The following is a 12,587-nucleotide window of genomic DNA, read 5'->3' on the forward strand; positions in this document are numbered from 1 at the left end:
CAATTAAAAACTAAGGTTTGCGCCAGCCAGGAATGACATCGTTGGCGGTGTGGAAGCAGAAATGGTCAAAGCCCTTGTAGACAGGTTGCCCGGGTTCTGAATACCCTGGTTGCCAGTGCCGGTTGCTTCCGGATCAACACCGCCGGCACGCATGTAAGGAGAATAGATCACCCAGGGATTCTGTACAGTGAGGTATATCCGGATGGATTGTGCGCCTACATGCCGCACGATCCTGGGCGAAAAATTATAACCCAGGTTCACGCTCCTTAGCTTTACAAAAGAGGCGTCATAATAGCCCAGCGTTGTCAGGTCCGTGCCTATAGGTCTGGTGCGCGTCATGGATGTAGGGCTGGGGAAATCATTGGTTGGGTTCTCCGGCGTCCAGTAGTCTACCTTAATGGTATTCCGGTTGCCGTTCAGCAAAGCGGTATAGGCTGCAAATGGCTGGTGCAGCTGACTTACCAGCAAACCGCCAAAACGTGCATACACGACAAATGACAGGTCAAAGCCTTTATAAGCAAAACGGTTGGTGATACCGCCCTGCCAGTCAGCCTGCGAGCTGCCTATCACATGGCGGTCATAATTAGGATCGATCACGCCATCCGGTTTGCCGCCAGGACCACTGATATCCGCGAGTTTTATGTCGCCCGGCAGGTTCCCAAACTTGGCCGCTTCCGCCGTTTCACTGGTCTGCCATATCCCCAGCTTTGTATAATCATAGATAGCCGTTAACGGCTGGCCAATGAACAACTGGCTGGCAATGTTCTGCGTAAAACCATCGGTAAGCTTTAACAGCTTGTTCCGGTTAAGGAAGATGTTCAGATCCGTAGACCAGGTAAACCCGTCTTTTGTGCTGATGTTATTGGAAGACAGCGCAATTTCCAGCCCCTTATTCTCCATCTCGCCTATATTGGTCAGGTATTGCCCGCGTACCCCGGAGGTAGCGGGTAAGGTAATACCATACAGGATATTAAAGGTATTGGCATGATACCAGTCCACGCTACCGGTAATACGGCTGTTAAACAGCCCGAAATCAACGCCCACGTTCACCGTTTTGGTATACTCCCAGTCCAGGCTGGAATTAGGCAAGGCGGTCAGGTTATAGCCCGATACCACCGTTGGCCCATAGTTGTAACGGGTAATACTACCCAGGCTGCCTACATCGCCTATGCCATTATAGGTGGATACCTGCCCCAGCGAAGAATAGGGATTAATGGATTGATTGGATGTCTGACCATAACCAACACGCAGCTTTAAATTAGACAGCCACTGGATACCTTTCATAAACGATTCATTACTCGCATTCCAACCTGCTGATATAGCCGGATACCGGTGGTACTTATTGCCCGGCGCCAGGCGGGAAGAGCCGTCTATCCTGCCCGTAAGCGTCAGCAGGTAGCGGTCATCATAGGAGTAATTAATACGGGCCATATAGGAAAGCAGCGCAAAGGAGCTTTCCGCGCCGGACACCACCGGCTTCACATTATTGGAGGCATTGGCCTGGCCAAGATTGTAGAACTGTATAAAGTTTTCATCTATCGAATCTTTACTCACAAACGTATTATGCGTATGATCTTCCTGGTAGCTGTACAAACCCGTTACATTGATCCGGTGTTTCTGGGCGATCGTTTTTTCATAGGTCACGATATTCTCCAGCGTATAACCCCATCCCTCAAAATTGTTCACGCTGGCCGTATTTCCAAGCCGGGCCCTGAAATAGCTGGGATTTTGCGCGTTGTCAGACGATCTGAACTGATCGCTTTCCTGCTTGCGGTAATCCAGCCCCACATTGATACGGTACTTTAAACCCTCCGCAATCTGCAGCTCGCCGTACAGGGAGTTAAAACTGCGCATACGGGTGATCCTGTCTATCCAGTTATTGTTATTATTCTTCAGGAACAAGGGATTGTACTGGCCCACCCGGTCATCCGTATTACCGGTAGGGGACAGCAGCAGTTTGCCATTATCATCATAAGCCGGCATCAGCGGGCTTAACGTAAGCAACGGGAACATCGGGTCTACAAACTGGGAGCCATTGGTAACGTTCACGGTGTTCAACGTGTTCAGGCCTATCTTTATACGTTTGCCCACTTTTGAGTCAATAGTGGCCCGCAGGGAATAGCGCGTAAAATCCTGTCCCGGCAGTACAGCGGTTTCTTTATAATAACCGCCGCCCAGCGACCAGGAGTTACCGGCGGAGCCGCCGCCAACACTCAGGTTCTGATCTGTTACATGCCCATCTTCGTACATCAGGTCCTGCCAGTCTGTTGATCTGCCTGCGGCGATGGACGCCTGCTCTTCCGGCATATAACCGCCCGCATACACGCTTCCATTGCGCAGATCCTGGTACTCCTGCGCGTTAAACACCTTATATTTAGTACGTACCTTATTGATACCATAATATCCGTTGTAATTTAACCGCGCCTCCCCTGTCCGGCCTCGTTTGGTGGAGATCAGGATAACGCCGTTAGAGCCACGGGAGCCATAGATGGCGGTAGCGGAGGCATCTTTCAGTATCTCTACCGATGCTACATCATCCGGGTTGATATCATTGATATTACCACCTTCATACGGGATGCCATCCAGCACCAGCAGCGGGTCATTAGATCCATTGATAGACCGCTCCCCACGGATCCGGATCACCGCGCCAGCGCCTGGTTTGGTACCTGTCTTTTGTACCTCCAGGCCCGCCGCGCGGCCTTGCAGGGCGCTCTGCAGGTTAGCCACCGGTACTTCGCGTAACGCCCGTTCATTTACAGATACCACGGAGCCCGTCACATCTCTTTTGCGCTGCGTGCCATACCCCACCACCACGATCTGGTCCAGTTCCTTACTGGCGGTCATCAACCGTATGTTCAATGACCGGCCATCGCCTACGTTGATATCCTGGGGGGCATAACCGGTAAAGGTAATGGTGATCGTAGTGGACGCCGGCACGTTTAAATGGAATGTGCCGGAAGAGTCAGTGGTTGTTCCTTTATTGGTGCCTTTAACGATTACCGTGGCGCCCGGAACAGACTCTCCTTTTTCATCTATCACCCTGCCGGTCACCCGTTTATCCTGGGCCAGCAAAGGCGTCTGTATCAGTAGTAATGTGGTGAGCCATATTAATGCAATGGCCATGCAGTTTTTAGCGCATCGTTGCACATAAAACGCAGTGTGTGGAATTGTTGTTTTCATATACGCTATTTTGGGATGATGATCCATGGCAGCAGGTTGCAGGCCGCGGATGGTTGATATTCTATTTGCTGGGCTGCGTCAAACAAGCCGGAGCATATTACCAACCCGCCTGTTATAGCATCAGGTCAGTATGCCCCCCTCTTTTCATTACGTGGTCTTCCCTTTTGCCAAAGCCGTTCACTACCGGTGTCCCTTGATGCAAAACATCAAATGCCTGATATTATCCTTCCTCGTTGGCACCCGCCGCTGATAATCAATGTCCGGCGTTATCACCACCCGTACACAAAGCATCTGACATTATCCTTTTTCCGTTAGTACCGGACGCTCGTGTAATGCCCTGCATTACCCTTCTCCGTTAGTACCTGGCGCTCGTGTAAATGTCCGGCATTATCCTTCTCCATTAGCACCCCTCGCCGGTTTAACGGCAACAATGCCGGCAGCAAAAACGCCATCCCGGACTATCTCATCAGATGGCAGCAAAAACTAAGTAAAGGGATAGATCATTTCATAACGTTCCTGGTCAAAATAAAGGCGCAGCTATCGCAACCCGTCAAAACAAATATATACAAAGTTTGAATTGGTGCAACCGATTGCGCGCTTTTTCTCAAAAATTCTTTTTTAAACGGTCTAGAAAGCAGGATTTATCTGTACAGTTTTTCCCCAAAGACAAACCTATACAAGAGCGTAAAAACATACTTTCTCGTTTCACAAATTTCTCCTAATTAGCTATATATAAATGAATTACAAAAATATTTCACTCGTGAATAACTAACGTCACACTTCGATAAGCCCCGCGTTTTTTGCTGGAGCCCGCCAAAAATTACCAGGTGGCACAACCGATTGCCTAAGATTGCCCCATATATAGGAAATCTATTTTCCTTAAATCAGCATCATATTTAGCATGTAATAACCACCAGATGGGCATTAGACGAAGATGCGCAGATGCCGGGCGGCATGTAGGAAGCATAAAATAAAGACGGAGTACTAAAACAAACAATGCGCACGAACGAGCGCCGGGTAAACACCGGCGCCCCTTAAACATATATTACCCCTGATTTTTCATAGATGACTGCCTTACGATCAGATCAGATCGCAGCACGATCGTAGTAGTATTATTAATAGGCAAAGTCCCGTTCAAATGGTTCACCAGCAACCGGCCCGCTACCTCCCCCATCTCAAACCCGGAATACGCAATGGTCGTTAGTTTAGGGTCTATCACCGTTGATACCGGATCATTATTAAATCCCACAAAAGCTACCTGCTCCGGAATCCTGATCCCCTTTTCCATCAACCCCATCATACAGCCAATTGCGCAACTGTCATTGGCTACAAAGATCCCATCTGGCAATGACTTCATTTTCAGGATCCTGGCCGCCTGCTCATACCCTGCTTCCTGGCTCAGGTTCGTAATGATCACATGATCCTCCCTGAACTTAAGCTTAGCCTCTTCCAGGGCGCTTTTATAACCCGCCAGGCGGTCCCGGTATACATTCTGCATCTGGGGCGCCGTAATATGTAATATCTTTTTACACCCCTGTTCGATCAGATGTTTCGTGGCGTCATAGGCTGCCCGGTAGTTATCGATCAGGATACTGGTGGCATTTTTATTAGGCATCACCCGGTCAAAAAAGATCACCGGCGTCTTCTTACGGAAGAATTTGTCAAAATGGTCCAGGGTGCTGGTATCATAGGCCAGGGAAGCCATTAGGCCGTCCACCCGGCTGTTGAACATGGCCTCTGCGCTGTCAGCTTCCTTTAGTACAGATTCCGATGACTGGCTGATTAACAGGGAATAACCATGCTCATTGACCGTTAATTCAATACCCGCTATCACAGATGACATAAAATGGCTGTTCAACCGGGGAACGATCACGCCAATGGTCTGCGTCTTCTGCGCACGCAGATTGCCGGCAAAATGATTCCGCCGGTATCCCACCTCATCCGCCAGGTCAAAGATCTTTTTCTTCGTCTTGGCGCTGATCCTGGGATGATCCTGTAAGGCACGGCTCACCGTGGCCGGCGATATCTTAAGCCGCTTGGCAATATCATAAATGGTGATCTCTTTTTCGTTACCGTTTCCATTTGCCATACGATCGTTGTTATGGGGAATTTTATTTAGCTAAAGTAAAAATAATTTGGAGAAATTGCGCAATCGGTTGCATCTTTCGGGAAAAATACTTTTATTGAGTGAAGTTTAATTACCTGTCATGATCATACGATCTGCCGTTTGATAACGCCGCCGTCCGGCAGTGCCGGCTGTTAGTTATAACACCGGTTACCGTTTGATAGTGTACCGCAGCCCTCCGGCTGTTTCAAATGCATTACTAATACCGTAAATCTTCTATGATGACTGCTTTCCACGCTCCGTTCTGCTCAAAGGCACTACTACTGCCCCCTCTCCTGTTATCGCTCACACTCCTGGCCTGCAGCGCCACGGCACAGCGGACCGCCCCTCCCCGCGAACGCATTTCCATCAACACCGGCTGGAAATTCTACCGCTACAATGCGGCCACCACCCCGGATACCCTCATCTACGACGTACGCCCGGAGATCAAAGAGAACCAGGATACCCGCCCCGCAGATGCAAGACCTACGGAAGCAGTCAGCATAACCGCCAGCCAAAACGTACTAAAGCCCTGGATCCTGCCTACCGGCAACAATTTTATAAAAGACCCCGCCAAACGATACCAGCGCCCAACCAATTCCCCCGGCAACAATTTCCCTTTTGTACAACCTGATTTTAACGACAACAACTGGGAAACTGTAAACCTCCCCCACGACTGGGCCATCAAAGGCCCCTTCTACGAAGGCTGGCAAACGCCTGTTGGCGGCGGTATGGGCCGCCTGCCCGTGCAAGGCGTAGCCTGGTACCGCAAGGCGATCAATATCCCCAAATCAGACGCAGGCAGGAACATCTTTTTAGATATAGACGGCGCCATGTCATACGCCATGGTATGGCTGAACGGCCAACTGGTGGGCGGATGGCCCTATGGCTACGCTTCCTGGCGGGTAGATCTTACGCCCTATATTATACCTGGCGGCAACAACCAACTGGCCATCCGGCTGGATAACCCGGCTAACTCCTCCCGCTGGTACCCCGGCGCCGGCATCTACCGCAATGTATGGTTGGTAAAAACGAATCCCGTACATGTAGGCCAATGGGGCACAACCATCACCACAAACAATGTATCTAAAGATGCTGCTACGATCGGGCTGCAAGTCATTGTTGATAATAACGCACACACCAACCAACCCATCGAACTCCTTACCCTTATCTATGCAGCCAACGAAGATGGCCAACAGACGGGAAAACCAGTCGCAAAATTCAACACCTGGAAGGGCGCCATCCCGCCCAACGCCAGCGACACAGTTACCACCACAACAAGCCTCCCCCATCCCAAACTATGGGGACCGCCACCCACCCAATCACCTAACCGGTATGTGGCCGTTACCACCGTATCGGCTATGGGAAAGATCATTGACCGCTATGAAACACCCTTCGGCATCCGCGACCTGCGCTTCGATCCCGAAAAAGGCATTTTTATCAATGGCGAGCGTATAGAGATCAAAGGCGTTAACCAGCACCATGATCTTGGCGCGCTGGGCGCGGCGTTTAATGAACGGGCGGCAGAACGGCAACTACGCCTGCTCCGCGAAATGGGCTGTAACGCCATCCGTATGTCCCACAACCCGCCCGCACCGGAGTTACTGGCGCTGACAGATAAACTGGGCTTCCTCGTCATAGACGAAGTATTCGATTGCTGGGAATTAAAGAAAACACCGCACGATTTTCACCTGATCTTTCCTGATTGGCATGAGCAGGACCTCCGCGCCATGATCCGCCGCGACCGCAACCATCCCTCCATCTTCCTATGGAGCTTTGGCAACGAAGTAGGCGAACAATACACCGGCGAAAAAGGCGCCGCCCTTGCAAAAGAACTTTATTCCATCACCAAAGAAGAAGATACCACCCGGCCGGCTACCATCGCCATGAACTACGCTAAACCAGACATGCCCATGCCTGGCGTGACAGACGTCATCAGCCTCAACTACCAGGGCGAAGGCATCCGTAACGGCGGTGCTTATACGGGCCTGAAAGGCATCAGCACACCGCCGCTTTTTCCTGCCTTCCACAGCAAGTTCCCGGATAAACTGATCCTCAGCACAGAAAATGCCTCCGCCCTAAGCAGCCGGGGTACCTATCTGTTTCCCGTTTATAGCGGCAACAGCGCCCCGGTAAGGGATAGCATGGGTGGTAACTCCAAAATAGAACAGGTTAGCGCTTATGAGCTTTATTCGGTGGATTTTGGCGCTTCTGCTGATAAGGTATTCGCCACCATGGACCAACATCCCTTTGTGGCGGGCGGCTTTGTATGGACCGGCTGGGACTACCTGGGCGAGCCTACCCCCTACTACCTGGCCCGTAGCTCCTATAGCGGCATCATTGACCTGGCCGGTTTTAAAAAGAACCGTTTCTACCTCTATCAGTCCCATTGGCGGCCTGAATTCCCAATGGCGCATATCCTGCCCCACTGGAACTGGCCAGACCGCCTGGGCCAGCCCACGCCGGTACATGTATTTACCTCCGGCGATGAAGCCGAGTTATTCCTCAATGGAAGATCCCTTGGCAGAAAGAAAAAAGCGCCCTACGAATACCGCCTGCGCTGGGATGAGGTCAAATATGCCCCCGGCGAGCTTAAAGTAGTGACCTACAAAAATGGTAAGCTGTGGGCACAGGATAGCGTCAGCACCACCGGCACAGCTGCACAGATCAAACTGTCTGCGGACCGGACCTCGCTCCTCACCAATGGCAAAGACCTCTCTTTTATTACTGTACAGGTAACAGACAAAAACGGCCTTACCGTACCAGACGCCCATAACCTGCTCCAATTTTCCATAGAAGGCCCGGGCGAGATCGTTGCTACCGATAATGGCGATGCGGCCAACCTCGTATCATTCACCTCCCACACACGGGAAGCTTTTAACGGGTTATGCCTCGTGATCGTTCGTGCAAAAAGCGGCCAACCAGGCGCCATCAAACTAAAAGCAGCCGCCGCAGGATTACAACCGGCGATGGTTAACCTAACAGGTAAATAATCACCCGGAGCCGCCATACATCAACAAAAAACACAATTCATTTATACCCGCTATACAACATTTTGATTTTCAGATTTAAATAGCTATATTATTGACAACTCCAGAAATCTGGGCTATAATTGTCCAGATAACAGATCTCAATTGTCTATGATTGGGATCTGAACCTTTAAGCTATCTATCTGTCAACTTATAGCATGAAAAATAGGAAGAGCATTACAGCAGTCAGCTTCACGGAAACAGCCGGCCATACAAATGACCCTGATATTATCATATCTGACCCACACATCAGGTTACTGGAAAAAGAACGTCACGTACTCCTGGCGCTGGGCGATGATCTTACCAAGGTCCGGGAGAAAAACGACCTGATCCTCCTGTTTTCTTCCAGGATCAGGGAGCTGTACCCGTTTTCCCATTCCCTTATTACCCTCATCAACTACGCGTCGCAGACCTATACCCCCTTCCTGCTTGATCCTGCTCCATCCCCCGTGGAAAGTCACCATGCTTATCCGGCGCTGATAACTGCCCATTACCCGGTAGATAGCCCGCTTATCCAGCAGGTACTGACAAATGACGCGCCTACCGCTTTTATCATCAGGGATATTATGGATGTTCCCGGAAATCCCGATTTCCTCCGGTTAAATTATGAAGCAGGCATCCGGGAAATATTATTGACGCCCCTGAAAAGCAAGGAGCAGCCCATCGGCTTCCTGCATATGTACGCTGCGGATACCACCAGCTTTACAGACGAATTCAGGAATGTTATAAAAGGCATTGCGCCGCAGATCTCCAGCGCCGTGACCAACATCATAAAAAATGAGGAGATAGCCCATGAAGAATGGATCAATGAAGTACTGTTATCCCTGAGCAATGAAATGGCCAAGGTCAGAACCCGCCAGGACCTGCTAAAGGTCATTACCTCCAGCCTCCGGGAGCTCATTTGCTTTTCACATAGTATGATGACCGTGATGGATGAAACACTGGAGTATTACAAAGCCTACCTGGTGGATGAAGAGGCCCGGCTCAGCGAGCTCACAGATTGCAGCGAAGCCCTTTCCATCCCGGTAGATGACGGCATCTACGATATAGCATCGCTGTATTACAAACCGCTCATCTTCGATATGCAGACTCTCAACATGGACACCATGCCTGCCTGGTGTAAGCTGCAGTACGAAGCCGGGGCCAGGGAAATGATCGTAAAGATCCTGGGCGGCAACGGATCCGCCAGGTATGGGCTCATGTTATTTGCGCCAAAAACGGGCACCTTTGGCCCAACGGCGGCAAATATTATCCAACGCATATCCAGCCAGCTCTTTACGGCCGCCAGCAATATATCTGCCAATGAAGAGATCCTGAGAAGGGAGAATGAAAAATCTTTCCTGCTCGAATTCAGTCATGATATAGCGGCCGTGCGTACAAAAGACGAGCTGAAACAGGCCATCTTCCGCGTGCTGCAGCAGGTACTGAATGTAAAGCTGCCCATGATCCGCATCCTGGAGGATGATGGCCTTACGCTTAGCCCGTACATGTATGATGAGACCATGTTCGAAAAAATGAAGACCACCTTCACTTCACTTTCTGCTAAGAACATTGATATACATGAAGCCCTCTCCGCAAGGGTGCTGAATAGCGAGGAACCGGTCATCTTCAATATTGCGGAAGAGGTGCGGCAGGGCAACCCAAGCCCCTATATCCCCCTCTGGCAGAGCACCGGCATGGCCAATACCTTTGGGGCCCGCCTGCGCGTAGGGAACACCAACCTGGGTACTATCTGGCTGCTTACGGATGATATCAATCTTAACATACTCAAAGGTATCTGCGCCCAGATCTCCATCGCTATCTCCAACATCCGCGCCAATGAAAAGATCCTGGCCTATAAACAGAAACTGGAAATAGAGAACGATTACCTGAAAGAGCAGATCCAGACCATCTACAATTTTTCAGAGATCATAGGCAGCGGCGCGCAAATGCAAAAGACCTACCGCCTTATCTCACAGGTGGCGGAATCCTCCTCCACCGTATTGCTGCTGGGCGAAACCGGCACCGGCAAAGAACTGATCGCCAGGGCCATTCACAATGCATCCCCCCGTAAAGGCAAGCTAATGGTAAAGGTGAACTGCGCCGCACTGCCGGCCCACCTGATAGAAAGCGAGCTTTTCGGCCATGAAAAAGGCGCTTTCACCGGCGCTATAGACCGGCGCATTGGCAAGTTTGAACTGGCTAACCATAGCACCCTGTTTTTAGATGAGATTGGCGAAATGCCGCCGGAGCTCCAGGTTAAACTGTTACGCGTGCTGCAGGAACGGGAGCTGGAAAGGATCGGCGGCCGGACGACCATCAAGGTAGATGTGCGCATCATTGCCGCCACCAACCGTAACCTGGAAGCAGAGGTACAGGCAGGCCGCTTCCGCTCTGACCTCTATTACCGGCTGAATGTATTCCCCATCAACCTGCCCCCCCTGCGGGAACGGCAGGAAGACATAGCGCCGCTGGCTAATTTCTTTGTCGCTAAATTCAGTAAGAACACCGGTAAAAAAGTAAATGGCCTCTCCGCCAAAGTACTGCAGGAACTAAAAAGCTATCACTGGCCCGGTAACGTAAGGGAACTGGAGCACCTCATAGAAAGAAGCATCCTTTTATGCGATGGCCATATGCTAAAGGAAATCCACCTGCCCCGCCACCAGCCCGGCGAGAGCGCCCAATCCCCTGTTTTCTCAAACGCCACGCTTGAACAGATCGAGCGCGCCTATATCGTTGATGTGCTTAAACGGTGCAGCGGTAAGATCTCTGGCGCTGGCGGCGCCGCGGAGATCCTGGAGATCCCAGGTACTACCCTCCACTCCAAGATCAAAAAACTGGGTATCTCAAAAGCGGATTATTTTATGAAATAACCTTCACTATATTTCGCGAAACCAAGGCCAATTCGCTTAATACCGTGAAAAACAGACAGCCATTTTCCATACAACTAACTAATTAACAACATCTTACCTACATGGCATCCCGCTTGTAATCTAATAAGCGCAACGGGTAGCGTATTATCATTGCACATTACCCGGTACTGGTACATATTGTTAAACCGGCCTGTATACAGGCATTATTAAAAACCCAGATCATGAAAATAGTTGTAATTGGGGGCACCGGCCTTATAGGCTCCAAATTAGTGACCAGGCTGCGCGCGCATGGCCACGAAGTAATACCCGCATCACCTAATTCCGGCGTTAATACCATCACCGGGGAAGGCCTGGCGGAAGTAATGGAAGGCACAGACATCGTAGTGGACCTGGCCAACTCCCCCTCTTTTGAAGACAAAGCCGTTATGGAGTTCTTCGAGACCTCCGGCAAAAACCTGATGGCGGCAGAAACCGCCGCTAACATTAAACACCATGTGGCCTTATCCGTAGTGGGTACAGAAAGACCTCCGGGAAATGGTTACTTCCGGGCAAAGATGGCGCAGGAAAACATCATCAGGGCTTCAGGCATCCCCTACACAATTGTACATTCTACCCAGTTTTTTGAGTTCCTGGGCGGTATCGCCGCTTCCGCAGCCAAAGGAGAGGATATCCATCTGCCCCCCGCTGCTATACAGCCTATCTCATCAGATGATGTGGCAGACGCTATGGCGGATGTTACGCTGGGCCAACCCATTAACGGCATGGTGGAGATAGCCGGCCCTGAAAAATTTGGCATGGCAGACCTGGTGGGTATCTATTTAAACCGGGTGAATGATCCGCGTAGTGTAGTGTCAGACCCGGAAGCGCCCTATTTTGGCGGCATGGTGGACGATACATCGCTGGTCCCAGGTCCCGGAGCACGCATTGGCAAGATCAATTTTGAAAACTGGTTCGCTACCCGCCCGGTTAAGGTCTAACCGGAAAGCAATTATAAAATCAAAAACACCCAATAATGCAGGAATTCTTATTAGTGATCTATAGGGACCTGACCAGCGACAACCCCGCGCCCTCTCCGGAACAAATGAGGGAGGCCATGAAACCCTACCAGGAGTGGGTAGCCAGCATCGCCGCTCAGAACCGGCTGGTAGCCCCTCCCAAACGCTGGGATGTTGATGGCCGCGTAATAAAACAGGTGAAAGCAAAAGATCATGTATACGCCGGTCCCTATGCGGAAGGAAAAGAATCCATCGGCGGCCTTTTTCTCATAAAGGCAAAGGATTATGATGAAGCAGTGGAGATTGCCAGGGGTTGCCCTATCATTAAATACGGCGCCATCGTAGAAATACGGATGGCCATCAGCGCAGCCTGAGCGCGGTTTTGAAAAATAGATAATAAAGCCTTTACAAAAACGTAAAGGCTTTA

General features: G+C 50.6%; 6 protein-coding genes. 4 read left to right on the plus strand and 2 right to left on the minus strand.

Features of this window, described 5'->3' with window-relative positions; translation table 11 throughout:
• Positions 1-3 precede the first annotated feature (3 nt).
• Together F0L74_RS25705 and F0L74_RS25710 are read right to left on the minus strand one after the other, a co-directional pair.
• Entirely contained in the window at positions 4-3,123 is a 3,120-nt protein-coding gene (locus F0L74_RS25705; RefSeq protein ID WP_188316159.1) for a SusC/RagA family TonB-linked outer membrane protein, read from the minus strand.
• Between the two features lie 1,102 nt (positions 3,124-4,225).
• Positions 4,226-5,269 carry a LacI family DNA-binding transcriptional regulator gene (locus F0L74_RS25710; protein ID WP_149840770.1) on the minus strand — a complete coding sequence of 348 codons (1,044 nt, stop codon included), beginning with the start codon at positions 5,267-5,269 and terminating at the stop codon, positions 4,226-4,228.
• Between the two features lie 254 nt (positions 5,270-5,523).
• Between F0L74_RS25710 and galB the strand changes: the two genes are divergently transcribed.
• The 4 genes from galB (at position 5,524) to F0L74_RS25730 (ending at position 12,534) form a co-directional block, all read left to right on the plus strand.
• Positions 5,524-8,277, plus strand: coding sequence for a beta-galactosidase GalB (gene galB / locus F0L74_RS25715; RefSeq protein ID WP_149840771.1), 2,754 nt, complete (start codon positions 5,524-5,526; stop codon positions 8,275-8,277).
• A 194-nt stretch (positions 8,278-8,471) separates the two neighbouring features.
• Complete coding sequence (locus tag F0L74_RS25720; RefSeq protein WP_149840772.1) at positions 8,472-11,165, plus strand: sigma 54-interacting transcriptional regulator; 2,694 nt, start codon at positions 8,472-8,474, stop codon at positions 11,163-11,165.
• Between the two features lie 221 nt (positions 11,166-11,386).
• Positions 11,387-12,142, plus strand: coding sequence for an SDR family oxidoreductase (locus tag F0L74_RS25725; RefSeq protein ID WP_149840773.1), 756 nt, complete (start codon positions 11,387-11,389; stop codon positions 12,140-12,142).
• 35 nt (positions 12,143-12,177) lie between these two features.
• Positions 12,178-12,534, plus strand: a complete 357-nt coding sequence (locus F0L74_RS25730) for a YciI family protein (protein ID WP_149840774.1) — start codon at positions 12,178-12,180, stop codon at positions 12,532-12,534.
• Positions 12,535-12,587: the final 53 nt, after the last annotated feature.

The sequence above is a fragment of the Chitinophaga agrisoli genome, from assembly GCF_008386695.1.
Classification (GTDB): domain Bacteria; phylum Bacteroidota; class Bacteroidia; order Chitinophagales; family Chitinophagaceae; genus Chitinophaga; species Chitinophaga agrisoli.